The sequence below is a fragment of the Luteimonas aestuarii genome (assembly GCF_004357985.1).
Classification (GTDB): domain Bacteria; phylum Pseudomonadota; class Gammaproteobacteria; order Xanthomonadales; family Xanthomonadaceae; genus Luteimonas; species Luteimonas aestuarii.
This window is the reverse complement of the sequence record NZ_SMTF01000006.1, coordinates 113,214-133,852: the sequence shown is the minus strand read 5'-3', so window position 1 is coordinate 133,852 and position 20,639 is coordinate 113,214. Positions and strand designations below refer to the sequence as shown.

The window sequence follows — 20,639 nt, the reverse complement described above, 5'->3', positions numbered from 1 at the left end:
TGACGTGATGACAGCCTGCCCGGTGCAAACGCCGCGCGCGCCGGCCATCGGTCACGGTGCCGGACGGTGCTTCGCCGACTTCGCGCGCTCGGCCGCGAACTCGCTGTCGGCGTCCCAGGTCGGCCAGTCGCGGCGGTTGGCTATGTCGGCCGCCAGCCGGTACACGGTCTGCGTGTCCTGTGTGGGGCCGCGCATGTCCCAGTCGTGGCTGAATTCGTCGCAGGGCTGGTGGTAGCACCGTTCGAAATACGCCGCGCGCGCCGCCTGTCCTCCGGCGATGCCGCCGTCCAGCTGGTCCACGCCGGGGCCGATGGTGATCGCGGGCACGCCCGCCTGCGCGAAGGCGAAATGGTCGGCGCGGTAGAACAGGCCGGCTTCGAGGTTGGGGTCGGGCGAGTACGTGCGGCCGTCGTGCGCCGCGGCGGCCACCAGGCTGCCTTCCAGCGAGACCTTGCCCATGCCCCACGACGAGATGTCGTGCGTCGGTCCGTCCGGGCTCCACATCTCCATGTTCAGCACCGCCGCCGTCGTCTCCAGCGGGCGTAGCGGGTTGGCGGCGTAGTACTTCGCGCCCAACAGGCCGTTCTCCTCGGCGGTCAGGGCCAGGAACAGCAGGCTGCGCGCGGGCGGCTCGCCGGCGGCGAACACGCGCGCAAGCTCGATCAGCGATGCGATGGCGGTGGCGTTGTCGACCGCGCCGTTGATGATGTTGTCGCCGCGCTCGTCGGCATTCGGGGTGATGCCGAAGCTGTCCCAGTGGCCGGACAGGATCACCGTCTCGTCGGCCTGCGCAGCACCCGGCAGCACGCCGGCGACGTTGCGCGTGGTCACGCGATCGTGGACCACGCCGAACGCGATCGACAACGTGGCGCCGCCGAGTGCGCTGCCGCGGAACCCCTGCTGCTGCGCGGCGAGTTTGGCGGCATCGAAGTCCATGCCCACGTCGGCGAACAGGCGCTCGGCGACTTCACGCTGCATCCAGCCGCGCATCGGCAGGTGGTGGGTCGCGGCATCGGCACGCACGATGTCGTACTGCGGCCCGTTGCGGCCATTGCGCACCGTGGCCCACGGATAGGCGGCGGGCACGGTCTCGTGCACGATCAGCACGCCGGCCGCGCCGCGGCGCGCGGCTTCCTCGTACTTGTAGGTCCAGCGACCGTAGTAGGTCATCGCCTTGCCACCGAACCTGCCGCTGTCGGTTTCAAAGTCGGGATCGTTGACCAGCACCACGACGATCTTGCCGCGCACGTCCAGCCCGGCGTAGTCGTCCCAGTCCAGTTCGGGCGCGGTCACGCCATAGCCGGCGAACACCAGCGGCACGTCGCGCAGGTCGACGCGGGGGTCGGGATGCAGGCTCTCGACCGCGATGTCGTCGCTGTTGGCCAGCGGGCGCGTGGTGCCGCCGGCCTGCAGCGTGGCCTCCACCGGCCCGGTCAGCGTGCTGCGCGACAGCGTGACCTGCTGCATCCAGCCGCCGTCGTCGCCCGCCGGCTGCAGGCCGGCGGCGGCGAACTGTTCGCTGATGTAGGCGACGGTCTTGTCCTCGCCGGGCGTGGTCGGCGCGCGGCCTTCGAATTCGTCCGATGCGAGGATGCGCAGGTGCGTCGCGAGGCGGTCGGCATCGATGCCACCGCCGGGGATGTCATCCGCGGCAGCCACCAGCGGCAACAGGCACAGGGCAAGGGACACGCGGGCGATGCGCATGGTGGCGGGCATGGCGATCCTGTCGGCTAGGTCGAATGCAAAGCCTACCCCGACTGCGTGCGCCTTCACATCCGGCGTCGTGCGCGCCGCGCTATCGTGCGCCCACCCCAAACCGGAGACACCACATGTCCCTCACCCGAAACGCCCTTGCCGCCGGCCTGGCCACCTTGCTGTCACTCACGGTCGTTGGCTGCGCGCGCGATGACGCCGGTACCGCCGCGACGCCGGACACGACTGCACCGGCCCCGGCCGATGCCGCACCAGCCCCGGTCGATCCCGTCGCGACCGACATGCCACCGGCCATGGGCACCTGCAATGCCGACGCCGTGCAGTCGCTGGTCGGGCAAGCCTCGTCCGATGCCGTGACCGAGCAGGCGCGCATCGACAGCGGTGCCGCAAGCGTGCGCGTGCTGTCGCCCGGTGACGCCGCGACGATGGACTATCGCGAAGACCGCCTGAACATCATGCTCGATGCCGACGGCGTGATCGAATCCGTCCGCTGCGGCTGATTCGCGCAACCAGCGTTCCGGAAGGTGGCATCCATTCGCCTTCCGGGATGCAGGCGTCACTGCTCACGGCGCACGTACTCATTGACGGCGGGCCCCATGCGCAGGATCGCCTTCCGTGCGATGTCCCCGTCCGGCGTGAATTCCAGCGTTGCATCGACGACCTTCAGCGAGAACAGTGACGGCGACTGCGGCACGAGTTCGATCGGCTGCTGCTGGTTGTTGAAGCGGACGCGCGGCGTACCGTCGTCCACCGAGACCACCAGCGTCATCGAACGGTAGACGTATTCGCCAGCGATCCGCTGCAGCGCTTCCACCGGAACGCGTACTTCCTGCCGGACTGACGGCAGCGGCTCGTCGCTGCGCTCGATGCGTTCGGGCTGCGCTTCGTCGTCGGAAAGGAACTGCATCGCGACGACCGCACCGGCGGCGTCACGTTCGAACACCATGCGTGAAAACGCCGCCTCGAGGGCGAACGCGTCGCGCGCCACCGGCTCCAGGGCGACGGGCTGTCCCCCGGGGATCCGCTGCGACGTCAACCGGCCTTCGACAACGCGCAACACCCGGGCGGTCGCGGCGTCGGTGCGGTAGACCCCCTCGTACTGGCGCAACGATTCCGGATCGACATGGATGGCGTCACGGGACGGATAGGGCTTGCCGATGGCGTGGGCCGCGAGAAGGTTGGCGAGGTATCCGTTACGCACCACCTCAGGCTGCAGTGCATCGGCATTGGACAGCACGGCAACCGTCAGGTCGTGTTCGGGCAGGTAGGCGAGGTAGGCGCTTGCACCGGAAATGCCGCCGTTGTGGCGGAACACGCGCGAACCGCGCAGCGTGCCGACCGCGATTCCGTAACCGTAGTTCCCATCGGCGGCCTTGCCGCGCGGGGTCGCCATGGCGCCATGTGACTGCGCCGACAGCACTGTTCCGGCATGCAATGCCCGGTTCCAGGCCCACAGGTCGTCCAGCGTCGACACCAGCGCGCCCGCCGCATGCGGTAGCCGCATGTCCATCTGCCGGGCATGCGACCAGGCCCCCTGTTGGATCACATGCCCCGTGACCTCGCCGGTTCGATCGCCCACGCCCACGTCGTGCCCACCGCGAGTCCGCGTCATGCCAAGCGGCGCGAAGAACGCCTGGTGCAGGTAGGCATCCCATGCCATGCCGGTCACGCGTTCGATCACTGCACCGGCCAGTACGTAGCCGGCGTTGCTGTAACGGTAGCCCTGCCCGGGCGGGAAATCGACGCCTGCATTGCCGATGGCATCGACCATGCCCTGCGTGCCGGCATCGGCCGCGGGCATGATCGCTGCATTGCGAACGCCCGCGGTGTGGTTGAGCAACATCCCGACCGTGATGCCGCCTGCGTCGGGGAAGGCGGGCAAGTACTTCGACAATGGGTCGTCCAGCGACAGCCGCCCCTCATCCACCAGCTTCAGCACACCCGCGGCCGTGAACTGCTTGGTCACCGACGCCACCCGGAAGACATGGTCCGGCGTCAATGGCGCGCCGCTCGCCACGTCCGCAAGGCCGCAGGCGCCCCGAAACAGCAGCTCATCGCCCCGCGCGACCAGCACCGCCAGTCCCGGGCCCGTCGGCACACAGTGCCTGGCCATCGCTTGCCGCGAGAACTCGGCGACTTCCGCCGCGGCAGGCGAGGCCGCGCGCGCCACACCGCACAGCAGCATGGGTAGCAGCACCAGGACGAGGAGGCGGCGCATGGCAGGGTTCCCGTTGGGCGAAAACGGCGCATTCTTCCCGGCCGCGGGCACTGGCCCATGTGGCGTCAGTCATGTGTCCGCACTGCGACGTTCCTTGTTCCTGCTGCATCCGCGCCACGCTTGTCCTGCACGCAATACGTCATGGCCGGCGCACGGCCTTGCCACGGGAAGGAAGTTGGCGATGGATGCCCCTACCCCCGCACCTCGGTCCGCGACCCCTCGCTCAAGGCTGCGCCGCAACCTCCGCCACCGGCGCCGGGCGCGCATGGCGCCAGGCGATCAACACCGCCAGCGCCAGCAGCACCGCCGCCAGCATCCACGGCGCGCCCGGGAACGCCACCGGCGCGCGATCGCTGATGAACAAGCCGAAGACGCTGGCGAAGCTGATCGGGGCGATGATGCCGGCCACCGAGACCAGGCTCATCAACGCGCCCTGCACGCGGCCCTGCATGTCCACGTCCACCTGCCGGGTGATCAAGGCCTGCGTGGCTGGTGCCGCCAACGCCCACAGCGCGCTGATCGGCAAGCCGAGCAGGAAGATCCAGCCCTCGGACGCGAACGCATAGACGACGAACCCCACCACGCCGCACGACAGGCCCAACAGCAGCGCACGACGCTCGCCAACCGCCTTCACCACGCGGCCGATCACCAGCACGTTGACGATCACGCTGCACACGCCCACCAGCGCCAGCACCCAGCTCGCCTCGCGCGGCCCCCAGCCGTAGCGCACGTCGGCGAACAGCACGAACACGCTGGGATACACGTAATGCGCGAGGTTGGCGATGAACACCACCGCCGCCAGTCCCCAGATCGCCGGGTAGCGGCGCAGGAACAGCAGCGAGGCGTGCGGCCGTGCCGAGGTCCAGTCGAAACGGCGCGCACGCTTCTCCGGCGGCAGCGATTCGGGCAGCACGAACAGGCCATAGCAGAAGTTCAGCAGCGCCAGTCCCGCCGCGAACCAGAACGGCAGCCGCAGGTCGATCCCGCCCAGCCAACCGCCAATCACCGGACCGATGATGAATCCCACGCCGAATGTGGCGCCGATCAGGCCATAGCGCTTCGCACGCTGCTCGGGCGGGGTGATGTCGGCGACATAGGCATTGGCGGTGGAGAAACTGGCCGAGAACACGCCCGAGAACACGCGCGCCAGCAACAACCACCACAGCGTCGGTGCCAGCGCCATGATGATGAAGTCCAGGCCCAGCCCGAGGCAGGACAGCAGGATCACCGGACGCCGCCCGTACCGGTCCGCCAGCGCGCCCTGGATCGGCGCGCTGGCGAACTGGATGGTGGCGAAGACCGTGCCGAAGATGCCGATCCACAGCGCGGCACCAGCGGCGCTGCCGGTGAACTCCTCCACCAGGTGCGGCAGCACCGGGATGATCAGTCCGAACGCCAGCACGTCGATCAGCACGACGAGGAAGATGAAGGCCAGCGCGGCCTTGCGTGGCGTGTGGGCGGGTGGAGCAGGCATGGCGCGTCCGGTGCGGCGGCACGAAGGCGCGGATTATGCGGGAACCCGCGCCGCGCGGCCTGGGGTCAACGCGGTGTTGGCGCCCCGGACGACGGCGGTGTAACGAAGTCCGGCTTCCCGGGCGGCAGCGCGCGCAAGGCCTCGAGGATCTTCTGCCCGGCGCGGCCATCGGCAGGCGACAACCCCAGCCGCTGCTGCTCGTCGCGGATCGCACGGCGCGTATTGGTCCCGATCATGCCATCCACCACGCCGATGTCATGGCCATGCGCAAGCAGCAGGGTCTGCAGCTCGCGACGCTGCGCACGCGACAGCCCGGGATCGTCGGTCGGCCAAGGCATGGCCAGGCCACTGCCACCACGCAACCGGTCGGCCAGCGTGGCGATGGCCAGTGCATAGCTTTCGGCGGCGTTGTAGCTGTAGATCGCGTCGTAGTTGCGGAACACCACGAACGCCGGGCCGGTGCGTCCAGCCGGGAGGATGAGTGCAGAGCGCGTGTCGGAGGCCGTCAGCGGCGTGCCATCGACGCGGGTCACGCCGCGCGCCACCCAGTCCGACAGCGGCCGGCGGTTCGTGCGCCCGGCCAGCGACGTGTCGAAGTTCGCGGGCAGCTTCACCTCGTGCCCCCAGGGACGGCCGGTCTGCCAGCCGCTGCGCTTGAGGTAATTGGCCGTCGAAGCCAGCGAATCCGGGATGCTGGTCACCAGGTCGCGGCGGCCATCGCCGTCGAAGTCCACCGCGATGCGCGCATACGTGGTCGGCATGAACTGGGTATGCCCGAACGCGCCGGCCCACGACCCGGTGATGCCGGGGTCGCGCAGGTCGCCATCGTGCAACAGCTTCAGCGTGGCGATGAACTCGCCGCGGAAGAATTCCTGGCGCCGACCGAAGCACGACAGCGTGGACAGCGACTGCAGCAGCGGGCGCCGGCCGGAGATGCGGCCAAAGTCGCTTTCCACGCCCCACACCGCCACCACCGTGGCGGGGTCGACGCCGTATTCGCGTTCCACGCGCGCCAGCAATTCGCGATGCGTGTCCAGCATCGTCCGGCCATCCGCCACGCGCTCGTCGTCGACCAGCCCGGCCAGGTAATCCCAGATCGGCGTGGTGAACTCGGGCTGCGCATTGAGCAGGTCCAGCACGCTGCGATCTGCGGTGACGTCCGCCATGAAGCGGTCGAAGCTGGCCGCCGGCACGCCGCGCGACGCCGCCTGCGCCTTCATCCGCACCATGCAGGCGTCGTATTCCGGATCGGGGGCCGACACCGGCGTCGCCTGCGCGTACGCCTGCAGGACGGGTGCGACGAGCAGCAGCGGTAGGCAGAAGCGAAGGCGGGTCATGCGACGGGCAGGCGTGGTGGCGATGCGTGGAGCATAGCCCGCGGCCCCGTCATGCCGCTTGAATCCCGACGCAGCCTTGTCCGTGTCGTTCAGCCGTCATCCGGGCGCAAGCCGGGATGACGGAGATGCATGGCTTCGGAAGCTTTCGTTGTCCGAACAGCGATCTGGCCCCGGATGGCTCAATCAACCACGGCATCGAGATAGAACCAGCGCCCACCCTCGCGCACGAAGCGGCTGTGCTCGCGCATGCGCACCACGCTGCCGCCGCCGATGCGGTAGCGGGCGACAAAGATCACCTCGGCCGTGTCCTCGCCGGTTGCCGCGTGCGACTTCACTTCCAGCTTCAGCCAGGCCGGCTTGCGCGCCGGCGGTTCGTCGAAAGACAAGTCGGCCGGTCGCGTCGATGCATGCCAGCTGCGCAGCAGGTAAGCCGCATCCTCAAGCACGTAGGCGCTGTAGCGCGAGCGCATCAGCGCTTCGGCATCCGGTGCAGGCGAGCCCTCATGCAACGGCCCGCAACACGCCGCGTAACCGCGTCCCGTGCCGCAGGGGCACGTATCCGCCATCAACGCCGGCCGCCGCCCGCCTCGATGAAGCGCAGGAACTCGGCGCGTGTGCGGGCGTCCTCGCGGAAGCTGCCGAGCATCGTCGAGGTGATCATGCTCACGCCGCGCTTGTGCACGCCGCGCGTGGTCATGCATTCGTGCGCGCCATCCACCACCACGCCCACGCCATGCGGTGCCAGCGCGCGCTGGATGCAGCCGGCGATCTGCGCGGTCATCTTTTCCTGTACCTGGAAGCGCTTGGAATATGCCTCGACCACCCGTGCCAGCTTGCTGATGCCCACCACCTTGCCCTTCGGCAGGTAGCCCACGTGCACGCGGCCGATGATCGGTGCCATGTGGTGTTCGCAGTGGCTTTCGAACTCGATGTCGCGCAGCACGATCATCTCGTCGTAGCCGGCGACTTCCTCGAATGTGCGCGCCAGGTACTCATCGGGATCCAGCGCGTAGCCGCTGAACCATTCGCCATAGGCATTGGCCACGCGCTTGGGCGTGTCGAGCAGGCCTTCGCGGGCCGGGTCTTCGCCCGCCCAGCGCAGCAGCGTGCGCACCGCTTCCTCCGCCTGGTCGCGGGGCACGCCGTTGCGGGTGTCGTCGTGTTTGCTCACGGGCGGGCCTCGGGATCGAAGGGTGGACATGGTATCGCGACGCCGGCCTGGTCGATTGCGCCACGCCGCGATTGGCGAACGCTGCGTCCTACGCAGATGCCGGGCGAGCGGATGCAGCCGTCACGCTGCCCGCTCGCCCACAAGCCCGCCTCCATGGCGCGAACACGCCGATCCGGCGCTATCGTAGGTGCATCCGGGCACCAATTGCCTCCGCCAGCCGCTCGCGATCAGGCGACAGGCCGGGCCAGCCGCCGGCCAATGCCCGGTACAGCGCCACCGCCGACACGACGCTGCGGGTACGCGCCTCGGCGAACGCATCCTGCGCCTGCAGCTGGGTGCGTTCGGCGTCGAGCACTTCGAGCAGGCCGGACGCACCCGCCTCGAAACGCACACGCGCCAGTCGCGCGGCGGTTTCGCCATCGATCGCGGCACGTTCGAGGTGCGCATCCTCGGCCCGCGTCCTGGCGTGGCGCACCAGCGCATTCTCGGTGTCCTCCAGCGCCAGCAGCACGCTCCGCCGGTAGCGGGCCAGCTCGCCTTCGGCATCGGCGTCCGCGGCGGCGATCCGGGCGCGCACGCGACCGACGTCGAGGAACGACCAGTCGATGCCCAGTGCGATGATGCGGGTCTCGCTGTCGCGCTCGAACAGGGCGCTGCCGTCGATCGCCTGGCTGCCGATCAGCCCTCCCAGGGTGAAGCGCGGGAACAGGTCGGCCGTGGCAATGCCTATCCGCGCGGTCGCGGCATGCAGCCGTGCTTCGGCAGCGGCGACGTCGGGACGCGCGCGCAGCAGGTCGCCGGGCGTGCCGGCATCGATCCGCGACGGCAGCGCCGGCAACGGCCTCTGCCCGGAAAGCTCCTCGACCAGCGCGCGTGGCGCGCGCCCGCCCAGCACCGCGAGCCGGTGCATCGCCATCGCTTCCTGCGCCTCCAGCGCGGGGATTCGCGCCGCTGTGGCTTGCAGCTGCGCACGCACGCGTGCGGTGTCGAACTCGGTGCCGATGCCGCCATCCAGCCGTGCCTGCACAAGGTCGTGCGTGGCCTGCTGGTTGTCGCGGTTGGCGCGCGCCACCCGCAGGCGTTCCTGCGTGCCACGCAGTTCGGCGTAGGTGATCGCCACCTCGCCGGCGATCACCACCTGCATCGCGCGCAGGTCGGCGGCAGTCGCCTCGGCATCGGCACGCCCGGCTTCGATGCCGCGGCGCACGCGACCGAACAGGTCCAGCTCCCAGCCCGCGGAGATCCCGGCGCTCCACTGCTCGCCATCGCGCCCGTCGCGTGACACGCCCGGTGCCTGCGACGCGCTGCTGCGCACGTCGGCCGCCTCGCCCTGCGCGGTGATGGTCGGCAGCGCATCGAACCGCGCGCCGCGCAGCAAGGCATTGGCGCGGTCGTACCGCGACAACGCGATGCGCAGGTCGTGGTTGGCACGCAATGCGTCGTGCACCAGGTGTGCCAGCTGAGGATCGCCCAGGCCGTCGAGGAAGGCATCGTCGAACGAATGCGCCGCATCGGCCCCGGCGATTGCCGGCATGGACCCGAACGCCTCCGGCACCGCCATCGATGGCCGTACGTGGTCGGGTCCGACCGCACATGCCGTGAGCAGCGCGCTGGCCAGCAGCGTAGTCGCGAGGCGCATCACCATGGCAACACCTGGTCGAAGTAGAAGTAGCCGCCGGTCGGGCCATCGTCGGCGACCAGCGCCAGTCGTACGCTGGTGCGCGCACCGTCGGCAACTTCCAGCTCCCCGTTCTGTTCGTCGCCGGCCTTGTTCATGTCGGTCTTCACGTAGCCCGGGTGGATGGTGTTGACCTTGATCCCGCTGTCCCTGAGCTCGTGCGCCAGGTGGATCGTCCATGCGTTGACCGCGCTCTTGGAGACGTTGTACGACGGCACGCCCTTGATCCCGTAGATGAAGGACTCCGGGTTCTGGTGTTCTGACAACGAGCCCAGCAAACTGGAGACGTTGACGATGCGCCCTGCCTGCGACTTGCGCAGCAGCGGCAACAGGGCCTGCGTGGTGGCGATCAGCCCGAACACGTTGGTGTCGAAGGTCTTGCGCCAGGTGTCCAGCGACTGTCCGGACACGCCCTTCTGCGCATCGTCGATGACGATGCCGGCATTGTTGACCAGGATGTCCAGCCTGCCGTGGCGCTGCTCGATCTCCTTCGCCGCGGTGGCGATGCTGTCGGCGTCGGTGACGTCCAGCGTGATTGCTTCGACCGGCAGGCCCAGTACCTGCAGCTTCAGGGCGGCGTCGACCGCGCGCTCGCGGTTGCGGCCGGCCAGTAGCGCATGTACGCCCGCTTCGGCGAGCTGCTTCACGGTCTCGAAGCCGATGCCGCGGGTGGCGCCGGTGACCAGGGCGATGCGTGATGGTGTGTTCATGTCGTTGTCCTTGCGTGGCGCGGGAATGAAGGATGGATCCGATGAGCGGTGTGCTGGCGACTCAGGCATGCACCGTCGCGGGCGCAGCGTGCGCAGGCGCGTGGGAGACCAACGGCCGGTTGGCCAGCTTGCGCAGCGCGACGTAGAACACCGGGGTCAGGAACAGGCCGAAGGCGGTCACGCCGACCATGCCGGCGAACACCGTCACGCCGGTCGCCGCGCGCACCTCGGCACCGGCACCGGAGGACAGCATCAGCGGCACCACGCCGGCACAGAAGGCGATGGATGTCATGACGATCGGGCGCAGGCGAAGGCGGCAGGCTTCCAACGCGGCCTCGACGATGCCCTTGCCCTGCAACTCCAGTTCGCGCGCGAACTCCACGATCAGGATGGCGTTCTTGCACGCCAGGCCCATCAGCACCACCAGGCCCACCTGCACGAACACGTTGTTGTCGCCCCCCGCCAGCCACACGCCGAACAGCGCCGCCAGCAGGGTCATCGGCACGATCAGGATCACCGCCAGCGGCAGCGTCCAGCTTTCGTACAGCGCCGCCAGCACCAGGAACGCCAGCAATACCGCCAGCGGGAACACGATGTACGCGGCGCTGCCCTGCGTCGCCTGCTGGTAGCTGAGGTCGGTCCAGCCGATGCCCATGCCAGGCGGCAGCACTTGTTCGGCAAGCGCAGTCACCGCGGCCATCGCCTCGCCCGACGACAACACGCGCGGATCGGCGTCGCCCAGCAGGTCGGCCGCGGGATAGCCGTTGAAGCGGATCACCGGATCGGGGCCATAGGTCTCGCGGATGTCCACCATCGAACCGATCGGCACCATCTCGCCGCGGTCGTTGCGCGTGCGCAGGTTGGCGATGTCGCCGACCTCGTCGCGGAACTGGCCGTCGGCCTGCGCGATCACCTGCCAGGTGCGGCCGAACATGTTGAAGTCGTTGACGTAGGCCGAGCCGAGATAGGTCTGCAGCGTGTCGAACAGCTCGGTCAGCGGCACGCCCTGCGCCTTGGCCTTGACCCGATCCACCTCGGCGTCGAGCTGCGGCACGTTGGCCTGGTAGCTGCTGATCGGGAACCCGAGGCCGGGCGTCTGCGCCGCGGCGCCCTGGAACGCCTGCACCGCGTTCTGCAGTTCGCCGTAACCCAGCCGCGTGCGGTCCTCGACGAACAGCGACCAGCCCGAGCCGTTGCCCAGGCCCTGGATCGGCGGCGGCATGAAGGCGAAGGTGAAGCCTTCCTGGATCGACGCGAACTTCTGGTTCAACTCGGCGGTGATGTCCTCCGCGCTGCGCGAGCGCTCGCCGAAGGGGGTGAGGGTGAAGAACACCACGCCGTGGTTGGGCGTGTTGGTGAACTGCAGCGGGTTCAGGCCCGGGAACGCGACCTCGTGGGCCACGCCTTCGACGTCCAACGCGATGTCGGCCATGCGCTTGAGCACCGTGTCGGTGCGCTCGATCGAGGCACCTTCGGGCATCTTCACGCCGGCGATGATGTACTGCTTGTCCTGCACCGGGATGAAGCCCGCCGGCACCGTGTTGAACATCACCCCGGTGGCTAGCAGCAGCCCGGCATACACCGCGAACACCGCGCCACGCCGGCCGAGGATGCGGCCGACGCTGCCGTGGTAGCGGTCCGAGCTGCGCTTGAAGAAGCGGTTGAACGGACGGAACACCCAGCCGAACGCGCGATCGATGCCGCGCGTCAGCCTGTCCTTCGGTGCGTCGTGCGCGCGCAGCAGGCGCCCGGCCAGGGCCGGCGACAGGGTCAGCGAGTTCAGGCCAGAGATCGCGACCGAGATCGCGATCGCCACCGCGAACTGCTTGTAGAACTCGCCGGTCACGCCGTCGAGGAAGGCCATCGGCACGAATACCGCGCACAGCACCAGCGTGATCGCGATGATCGGGCCGGACACTTCCTTCATCGCCAGGTGCGCGGCGTCCAGCGGCTGCGCGCCGTTCTCGATGTGGCGCTCGACGTTCTCCACCACCACGATGGCGTCGTCCACGACGATTCCGATCGCAAGCACCAGCCCGAACAGGGTCAACGTGTTGATCGAGAAGCCCAGCAGGTGCAACACCGCGAACGTGCCGACGATGGACACCGGCACCGCCAGCAGCGGGATGATCGACGCGCGCCAGGTCTGCAGGAACAGGATCACCACCAGCACCACCAGCAGTACCGCTTCGAGCAGGGTGACGATGACCGAGTTGATCGAGTCGCGCACGAAGATGGTGGTGTCGTAGATCGACTGGATCTCCACCCCAGGTGGCAGCGACGGGCGGATCTCGTCCATCTTCGCCACCACCGCATCGCGGATCTCCAGCGCGTTCGCGCCGGGCGCCTGGAAGATGCCGATGGCCGAGGCGTTCTTGCCGTCCAGCCGCGAACGCAGGGTGTAGTCGCCGGCGGCGAGTTCGATGCGGGCCACGTCGGCCAGGCGCACGATCTCGCCGTCGCTGCCGGCCTTGAGCACGATGTCGCCGAACTCCTCGACCGACTCCAGCCGCCCGCGCGCATTGATCGGCAGCAGGAAGTCGCTGCCGTTGGCCATCGGTTCGGCGCCCAGCTGGCCGGCCGACACCTGCACGTTCTGCTCGCGTACCGCGCGCAGCACGTCACCGGCGGTCATGCCGCGCGAAGCCACCTTGTCCGGGTCCAGCCACAGCCGCATCGCGTAGTCGCCGCCACCGAACTGCTGCGCATCGCCCACGCCGGGGATCTTCGCCAGTTCGTCCCTGACGTGCAGGCGCATGTAGTTGCGCAGGTACAGCGAGTCGTGGTTGCCATCCTCCGAGGTCAGGTGCACCACCATCAGGAATACCGGCGACTGCTTCTGCACGGTCACGCCCTGGCGGCGCACGTCCTCGGGCAGGCGCGCCTGCGCTTGCGCCACCCGGTTCTGCACCTTCACCGCGGCCTCGTCGGGATCCGTGCCGGGGCGGAAGGTGACGGTGAGCTGCAGTACGCCGTCGGAGCCGGCCACGGACTTGACGTACATCATGTCCTCGACGCCGTTGATTGCTTCCTCCAGCGGCGTGGCCACGGTCTCGGCGATCACCTTGGGGTTGGCGCCCGGATACACCGTGCGCACCACCACCGCCGGTGGCACCACGTCGGGGTATTCGCTGACCGGCAGGTTCGGGATCGCCAGCAGGCCGGCGGCGAAGATGACGATCGACAGCACGGCGGCGAAGATCGGCCGGTCGATGAAGAATTTCGAGAAGCCCATGGCATTGGTCCTGTGCGCGGCACGTCGGCGGCGGTCCCGTGCGCACGTGCGCACGAGGTGAACGGAAAAGGTTCCGGCCCGGCGACCTTCCCCGGTTCGGGGAGAGGGGCCGTGGAAGGGTCGCCAGCCGGAGGAGGCCGTCCTGCCGCTTGGCAGCGAACGGCCCAGGGGACGCCCCGCGCACCTTCCATGGCGAACGGAGCGGTACGTTCGCGCACCTCGCCCCTTGCAGCTCCAGGCGAGGTGCGCTGCGGGTTACTGCACGCCGGCGCTGGCCACGCGTGGCGGCGTCGCGTCGCGCATCGCCACGGGCTGCGGCGATACCGGCATGCCCGGCATGAAGACTTTCTGCACGCCGTTGACGATGACCCGGTCGCCGGGCGCCAGGCCGCGCTCGACCACGCGCAGGCCGTCGATCATCGGCCCAAGCACCACGTCGCGGCGCTGTGCGGTATCGCCTTCGTCCAGCACGTAGACGTACTTGCGGTCCTGGTCGGTCAGCACCGCCTTGTCGTCGACCAGCAGTGCCTGGAACTGGCCACTGCCTTCCAGCTGCACGCGCGCGAACAGGCCGGGCGTGAACACGCCGTCCGGATTGCGCAGCACCGCACGCGCACGGATGGTGCCGGTGGCCGGATCGACGTGGTTGTCGACGAAATCGACGGTGCCGGTGTGCGGATGGCCTTCATCGCTGGCCAGCCCGACCCGCACGGGATTGCCGGTGCCGTCGCGCTCGCCGTCGCGTGCGAGCTGCGCATAGCGCAACCAGGTGCGTTCGTCGGCTTCGAAGTACACATGCACCGGGTCCTGCGAGACCACGGTCGACAGCAGGGTGGCGTCGGCCTGGGCGAGGTTGCCGACCGTCACCAACGCACGACCTGCGCGGCCGTCGATGGGTGCACGCACCTCGGTGTACTGGAGGTTGAGCCGCGCGGCGGTGACGGCGGCTTCGGCCGCGCGCACCGCGGCGTTGCCCTGGGCGGTGGCGGCATTGCGGGTCTCGAACTCCTCGCGCGAGATCGCCTTCGCATCCACCAGCGCCTGTGCACGCGCGTTCTGCGCGTTGGCCAGCAGCGCTTCGCTGCGCGCGCGCTCCAGCTGCGCCTGTGCCTGCGCCAGAGCGGCGCGATACGGCCGCGGGTCGATCACGAACAGCAGGTCGCCCATGCGCACGTCCTGGCCTTCGGTGAAGGCCACGCGCTCGACATAGCCGCTCACGCGCGGGCGCAGCTCGACGCTCTGCACCGCCTGCACGCGGCCGGTGAAGTCGTCCCACTGGCGGACCTGTTCGGAGAGCACGGGCGCCACGCTGACTTCCGGCGGCGGCGGGGCGCCTTCGCCGGGCGCCGCCTGGCTGCTGCACCCGATCAGGAGCGCAAGCGCAAGGGCAGCGACGACGGGGCGGAAGACGACGGGGTCGAACAACTCGTTGCGCGGCTCGCGTGCCGCGGCGGCATCAGAAGGCTTCATCGTGGAGGATCCCTGGGGAGGTGGGAGGAAGGACGGAGAGCGAGGACAGCAACGCCCGCGCATCGCGCAGTTCGCGTGCGGGCAAGTGGTCGGTGGGGTGTCGCGGCACGGCGCGGTGCCTGTCCGGATGCGACGGGCGGAGGGTTTCCCGGCCGATGTCGAGCATCGCCAGCGCACGGCGACCGGTGGTCGTGGCGCGATCGAATGCCGCAGCATCGTGCGCGGCGCGGGTGCCATCCAGCGGCGCATCCAGCGCCAGCAACTGCACGTGCAGGCCGTGCCGGGCGGCTTCGTCATGCAGCACGCGCGCCATCATCCGCAGTGCCGCGGCGGCGATCGAGCAGTGCCCGTACCCGGCCCACGGATAGTCGCCGCCCGGCCCACCGATCAGCACGTAGCCCGACGCGGCATGTTCCGACAGCATCGGGAACAGATGGCGCGCCGCGAACAGGTGCGGCATCAGGTCCTCGTCGAGGGTCTTGCGCAGCACGCTGTCCGGCTGCTCGACCAGGCGACCGCAGGGGTGGTCTCCCACCAGACTGGCCACCACGCCGTCGAACCCGATACGCAGCGCACGCAGGCGCGCGGCAAGTCCGGCTGCGTCGCCGTCGCTGGCGACCGAGGCTTGCAGCGTGCGCAGCGGGGCGCGGGGATGCGCACCGCGCAACGCCTGCAGGGCGGCAGCGTCGTGCGACACCGCGACCACGGCGCGGCCATCGTCCAGCGCGGCACGCACCACGCCGCGGCCGGCTTCGCCGCCTGCGCCCAGCACCAGCAGGGCCGGGGCGATTGTCCCGTTATCGATTATCCCGTTCATGGGAATGATTCTCCCGTCCACGGGACATTCCGGTGCCGGCGGGCCATCGCGAACACCGCATCCGACAGCTTCAGCAGGGCCGGCATCGCCGCGAGGGTGAGCACGGCGGACAACCCGACCAGCCAGGCCTCCGGCACGGTAAGCAATTGATCCAGAACGACTATCGACAGGACCAGCACGTCCGCTGCCAGCAGCAGCATGAAGCTGGCATAGGAGAGATGGCGACGCGGGGAGCTGCGCATGGCGGCAGGCCTCGTGGGGAATGGCGAGCACGATACGCATCAAAGCAGGACTTGATTAGTCCAGAATTAAGGGAATAATTATCCCGCAGGTGGGCTAAACCACTTCCCCTTCCGGAGCCCCTCATGTCGCACGATCTCAACGACACCCTGATCTTCGTCAAGGTGGTCGAACATGGCAGTTTCGTCGGCGCCGCCAAGTCGCTGCGCCTGCCCAAGACCACGGTCAGCCGCAAGGTGCAGGAACTCGAAACGCGCCTCGGCGCGCAGTTGCTCCATCGCACCACGCGCAAGCTGGGCCTGACCGAAGCGGGCAACGTGTACTTCGAACATTCGCAACGCATCGCGCGCGACCTCAACGAAGCCGAAAGCGCCGTCAGCCAGCTGCAGGCCGGCCCGCGCGGCTGGTTGCGCTTCACCGCGCCGTATTCGATCGGCATCGACAAGATCGCGCCGCTGCTGGGCGAGTTCCATTCGCGCCATCCGGAAGTGCGCGTGGAGATGCTGCTGAGCAACGAGCCGCTGGACCTGATCGCCGGCGAGATCGACGTCGCGTTGCGCTTCGGCGACCTTCCCGATTCGACGCTGGTCGCGCGCAAGCTGAGCGTGCTGCACACGCAGGTGTACGCCGGCAGCGCCTACATCGCCCGCTATGGCGAGCCGTTGCATCCGGACGAGCTGCAGTACCACCGCACCCTGGCCAGCCCGAAGAACCGCAACGGCAACGGCTATGCCTTCTTCCTCGACGATGGCAACGGCCGCCAGGCGTTCCCGGTCAATCCGATCCTGGTCGCCAACGATCCCTCGGCCTGGAAGGGTGCGCTGCTCTGCGGCGAAGGCCTGACCATCGCCGCGGACGTGATGGTCAAGCCGTTCGTCGAACAGGGGATGGTCAAGCGCGTGCTGGCAGGCTGGACCGGCGGCGAGTACCAGCTCAATGCGGTGTTCCCGCGCGGCCATGCGCAGTCGCCGAAGGTGCGCGCTTTCGTCGACTTCCTGCTGGAGCGGTTGAACCTCGAGATCGACTACATGAGCACGCATTGCCCGCTGATGCAGCAGCACTGCGATGGCACGCATGGCGGGGACGCGGCTGCCGATGCCGTCGAGGCGGAAGCGGCCGCCGACATCCGCACCGGCAAGCGCATCCTGGAGGCGGTCACCTCGGGCTGAACCGTCGCGCGTGACCAAACGCACTGGTCGCGGCGCCCGGGGCGCGGGCACACTGGGCGCTTTCCCGTCCCAGGAGCCCGCCCGATGCGTCGTCCCGTCCTTGCCTGCAGCGCGCTCGCGCTGGCCCTCGCCCTTGCCGCCTGCTCGCCGCAGCCGGGCAACTCGACTGCCGCGGCCGCACCCAGCGCAGAAGAAGTCCGCAACGAATCGCAGCGCGCCAACGCGTGGTTCGATGCGCAGTACGAGGAGTGGATGCGCTTCAGCCCGGTGATGCTGACCTTCTACGGCAGCAAGGAGCTCAACGACCAGCTCGACGATGCCTCCGAGGACGGCATGAACAAGCGGCTGGCCTGGCTGGAAGCCTCGGTCGCGAAGATGGAGGCCGACTTCAACTACGACCACCTCGACGACGACACGAAACTGTCGTGGGACCTGTGGAAGCGCCAGTACGAGGACGCGCGCGACGGCATGGCCTTCCTGCGCAACGGGTATCCGTTCGACCAGATGAACGGCATGCACAGCATGCTGCCGACCTTCCTGATCAACTTCCACCAGGTGGAGGACGAACAGGATTACGAAGCCTACCTGTCGCGCCTGGGCCAGGTGCCGCGGTTCTTCGACCAGCTGCTGGACAATGCGCGCGCCTCTGCCGCGGACGGCATCCGCCCGCCACGGTTCGCGTTCGAAGGCGTGATCGACCAGTCGCGCAAGGTGGTCAGCGGTGCGCCGTTCGACAGCGGCGCCGACAGCGCGCTGTGGGCCGACCTGCAGCGCAAGGCCGACGCCCTTGCCGAGGGCGGCACCATCACCGCCGAACGCGCCGCCGAATTGAAGCAGCAGGCGCGCACGGCCCTGGTCGAACACGTCAAGCCGGCCTACGACGCACTCATCGCCTGGAGCGAGCAGGAGCAGGCGAATGCGTTGGTCAACCCCGCCGGCGTGGGCACCACCCACCCCAACGGCGCCGACTACTACGCCTACCAGCTCAAGCAGAACACCACCACGGCAATGACCGCCGACGAGATCCACCAGCTGGGCCTGGATGAAGTGGCGCGCCTGCGCGGCGAGATGGAGGCGATCAAGGACACGGTGGGCTTCGAAGGCGACCTGCAGGCCTTCTTCGAGTTCATCAACACCGATCCGCAGTTCAAGTATCCCAATACCGATGCCGGCCGCCAGGCCTACATCGACGATGCCACCGCGGCGATCGACAACATCAAGCAGGTGCTGCCGCAGTACTTCGGCATCCTGCCCAAGGCCGACCTGGTGGTGCGTCGCGTCGAACCCTTCCGCGAACAGGACGGTGCCGCGCAGCACTATTACCCCGGACTCGCCGATGGTTCGCGCCCCGGCATCTACTACGCGCACCTGTCGGACATGGACGCGATGCCGAAGACCGAGATGGAGGTCATCGCATACCACGAGGGCCTGCCCGGCCACCACATGCAGATCTCGATCGCGCAGGAACTGCAGGGCATCCCGGTGTTCCGCACGCGCTATAACTCGACGGCTTACGCCGAAGGCTGGGGCCTGTATTCGGAGTGGCTGGCGAAGGAAATGCCGGGCACCTATGAAGACCCGTATTCCGACTACGGCCGGTTGATGTCGGAAATGTGGCGCGCGATCCGCCTGGTGGTGGACACCGGCATGCACGCCAAGGGCTGGACCCAGCAGCAGGCGCTGGATTACTTCCGCGAGAACGGCTCGATCCCGCAGGCGGCGATGGAGTCGGAGATCCAGCGCTACCTGATCATGCCGGGCCAGGCCACCGCCTACAAGGTCGGCATGATCCGGATCCAGGCATTGCGCAGGAAGGCCGAGGCCGAGCTGGGCGAGCGCTTCGACATCAAGGGTTTCCACGACACCATCCTCGGCGGCGGCGCGATGCCGCTGGACCTGCTGGAGCGTCGCGTGGACCAGTGGATCGAGCGCCAGAAGGCGGCGTGACCGGGCACGCGCCCTGATCCACGCACACCGCCGGCACCTGCCGGCGGTGTCGTCTCCGGACCTGCGATCATGTCCGCATGAGCGAGTCCACACCTTTCACCGCGCTGCCCCTTCCGCCCGCCCTGCTGCAGGGCATCGATGCCCTGGGCTATGCCGCGATGACGCCGGTCCAGGCGCAGGCGCTGCCGGCGATCCTCGACGGACGCGACCTGATCGCACAAGCGCCGACCGGCAGCGGCAAGACCGCGGCCTTCGGGCTGGGGCTGCTGGCGCGGCTCGACCCCGCGCGCATCCAGACGCAGGCACTGGTGCTGTGCCCCACGCGCGAGCTGGCCGACCAGGTGGGCAAGCAGTTGCGCAAGCTGGCGGTGGGCATTCCGAACCTCAAGGTGTCGATCCTGTGCGGTGGCATTCCGCTGGGGCCGCAACTCGCGTCGCTGACACACGACCCGCACGTCGTGGTCGGCACGCCCGGGCGCCTGCAGGAACTGGTCGCGAAGAAGGCCCTGCACCTGCGTGGCGTGCGCACGCTGGTGCTGGACGAAGCCGACCGCATGCTCGACATGGGGTTCGAAGAGGCGATCCGCGACCTGGTCAAGCGCCTGCCCAAGGATCGTCAATCCTTGTTGTTCTCGGCCACGTTCCCCGAGGCCATCCGTGCCCTCGGCAATGCCATGCTGCGCGATGCACGGGAAGTCAGCATCGAAGGCGGCGCGCAGCCGGCGACGATCGAACAGCGCTTCTTCGAGGTCGAACCCGCGCGCCGGGTGCAGGCGCTGGCCGCGCTGCTGCTGCAGTTCATGCCCGCGTCGGCGGTGGTGTTCTGCAACACCCGCGCCGAGGTCGCCGAGGTCGCGGGTTCGCTGGAGCACTACGGCTTCTCCGCGCTGGCGCTGCACGGCGACATGGACCAGCGCGACCGCGACGAGGTACTGGTGCGCTTCGCCAACCGCAGCTGCAGCGTGCTGGTGGCCAGCGACGTCGCCGCGCGCGGGCTGGACGTGGAGGACATCGGCGCGGTGGTCAACTACGAGCTGCCGCACGACGCCGACATCTACCAGCATCGCATCGGCCGCACCGGTCGCGCCGGCCGAGATGGCCTGGCACTGAGCCTGTGCGCACCGCGCGAGCGGCCGCGCGCCGACTTGGTGGCCGAACGCATCGGCCAGTCCCTGCGGTGGGAGCGCGTGCAGCCGCTGGCCGGCAAGCCCGGCAACGTCCCCGCGGCGGCGATGGCGACGCTGCGCATCGACGCCGGGCGGACCGACAAGCTGCGCCCCGGCGACATCGTCGGCGCACTGACCGGCGATGCCGGGCTGCACAAGGATGCGATCGGCAAGATCGACGTCTTCGCCACCCGCAGCTACGTCGCCATCGCGCGCGCGCAGGCGGGCAAGGCACTGACCCGCCTGCGCGAGGGCAAGATCAAGGGCCGCAAGTTCCGGGTCAACCGGCTTTAG

The 20,639-nt window shown here is 68.9% G+C and carries 16 protein-coding genes; 4 read left to right on the top strand and 12 right to left on the bottom strand.

What is annotated here, in order from left to right; translation table 11 throughout:
* Positions 1-51: 51 nt before the first annotated feature.
* Positions 52-1,704, bottom strand: a complete 1,653-nt coding sequence (locus E2F46_RS09915) for a M28 family metallopeptidase (RefSeq protein ID WP_133321995.1) — start codon at positions 1,702-1,704, stop codon at positions 52-54.
* A 125-nt stretch (positions 1,705-1,829) separates the two neighbouring features.
* On the opposite strand from E2F46_RS09915, the gene E2F46_RS09910 reads away from it, so the two are divergent.
* Positions 1,830-2,213: an I78 family peptidase inhibitor gene (locus E2F46_RS09910; protein WP_133321931.1), complete on the top strand. Its 384-nt coding sequence runs from the start codon at positions 1,830-1,832 to the stop codon at positions 2,211-2,213.
* A gap of 56 nt (positions 2,214-2,269) precedes the next feature.
* On the opposite strand, the gene E2F46_RS09905 is transcribed toward E2F46_RS09910, so the two are convergent.
* The 11 genes from E2F46_RS09905 to E2F46_RS17460 all read right to left on the bottom strand — a co-directional run bounded on the left by E2F46_RS09905 (position 2,270) and on the right by E2F46_RS17460 (position 16,065).
* The gene (locus tag E2F46_RS09905) at positions 2,270-3,931 is read right to left on the bottom strand and encodes a serine hydrolase domain-containing protein (protein ID WP_133321930.1); all 1,662 of its coding nucleotides are present in this window, start codon (positions 3,929-3,931) and stop codon (positions 2,270-2,272) included.
* Between the two features lie 223 nt (positions 3,932-4,154).
* Complete coding sequence (locus tag E2F46_RS09900) at positions 4,155-5,405, bottom strand: TCR/Tet family MFS transporter (protein ID WP_133321929.1); 1,251 nt, start codon at positions 5,403-5,405, stop codon at positions 4,155-4,157.
* A 65-nt stretch (positions 5,406-5,470) separates the two neighbouring features.
* Positions 5,471-6,742: a lytic murein transglycosylase gene (locus E2F46_RS09895; protein ID WP_133321928.1), complete on the bottom strand. Its 1,272-nt coding sequence runs from the start codon at positions 6,740-6,742 to the stop codon at positions 5,471-5,473.
* Between the two features lie 179 nt (positions 6,743-6,921).
* Positions 6,922-7,308 (bottom strand): YchJ family protein, encoded by a 387-nt coding sequence (locus tag E2F46_RS09890; RefSeq protein WP_133321927.1) that lies wholly within the window; start codon positions 7,306-7,308, stop codon positions 6,922-6,924.
* Entirely contained in the window at positions 7,308-7,943 is a 636-nt protein-coding gene (gene folE / locus E2F46_RS09885; RefSeq protein ID WP_133321926.1) for a GTP cyclohydrolase I FolE, read from the bottom strand. Before folE ends, E2F46_RS09890 begins: the two co-directional genes overlap by 1 nt.
* Positions 7,944-8,091: 148 nt before the next feature.
* Positions 8,092-9,558, bottom strand: coding sequence for an efflux transporter outer membrane subunit (locus E2F46_RS09880; RefSeq protein WP_133321925.1), 1,467 nt, complete (start codon positions 9,556-9,558; stop codon positions 8,092-8,094).
* Complete coding sequence (locus E2F46_RS09875) at positions 9,552-10,301, bottom strand: SDR family oxidoreductase (RefSeq protein WP_133321924.1); 750 nt, start codon at positions 10,299-10,301, stop codon at positions 9,552-9,554. The genes E2F46_RS09880 and E2F46_RS09875 overlap by 7 nt, the downstream gene beginning before the upstream one ends.
* 61 nt (positions 10,302-10,362) lie before the next feature.
* The gene (locus E2F46_RS09870; RefSeq protein ID WP_133321923.1) at positions 10,363-13,536 is read right to left on the bottom strand and encodes an efflux RND transporter permease subunit; all 3,174 of its coding nucleotides are present in this window, start codon (positions 13,534-13,536) and stop codon (positions 10,363-10,365) included.
* 255 nt (positions 13,537-13,791) lie between these two features.
* The gene (locus tag E2F46_RS09865) at positions 13,792-15,006 is read right to left on the bottom strand and encodes an efflux RND transporter periplasmic adaptor subunit (RefSeq protein ID WP_133321922.1); all 1,215 of its coding nucleotides are present in this window, start codon (positions 15,004-15,006) and stop codon (positions 13,792-13,794) included.
* The gene (locus tag E2F46_RS09860; RefSeq protein WP_165967425.1) at positions 14,993-15,823 is read right to left on the bottom strand and encodes an SDR family oxidoreductase; all 831 of its coding nucleotides are present in this window, start codon (positions 15,821-15,823) and stop codon (positions 14,993-14,995) included. The genes E2F46_RS09865 and E2F46_RS09860 overlap by 14 nt, the downstream gene beginning before the upstream one ends.
* Positions 15,820-16,065, bottom strand: coding sequence for a hypothetical protein (locus E2F46_RS17460; RefSeq protein ID WP_165967424.1), 246 nt, complete (start codon positions 16,063-16,065; stop codon positions 15,820-15,822). Before E2F46_RS17460 ends, E2F46_RS09860 begins: the two co-directional genes overlap by 4 nt.
* 123 nt (positions 16,066-16,188) lie before the next feature.
* On the opposite strand from E2F46_RS17460, the gene E2F46_RS09855 reads away from it, so the two are divergent.
* The 3 genes from E2F46_RS09855 (at position 16,189) to dbpA (ending at position 20,639) form a co-directional block, all read left to right on the top strand.
* On the top strand, positions 16,189-17,232 hold the full coding sequence (locus tag E2F46_RS09855; protein WP_133321920.1) for a LysR family transcriptional regulator: 1,044 nt from the start codon (positions 16,189-16,191) through the stop codon (positions 17,230-17,232).
* A gap of 84 nt (positions 17,233-17,316) precedes the next feature.
* Positions 17,317-19,179 (top strand): DUF885 domain-containing protein, encoded by a 1,863-nt coding sequence (locus E2F46_RS09850; RefSeq protein ID WP_133321919.1) that lies wholly within the window; start codon positions 17,317-17,319, stop codon positions 19,177-19,179.
* Positions 19,180-19,256: 77 nt separating this feature from the next.
* Positions 19,257-20,639, top strand: a complete 1,383-nt coding sequence (gene dbpA / locus E2F46_RS09845; RefSeq protein ID WP_133321918.1) for an ATP-dependent RNA helicase DbpA — start codon at positions 19,257-19,259, stop codon at positions 20,637-20,639.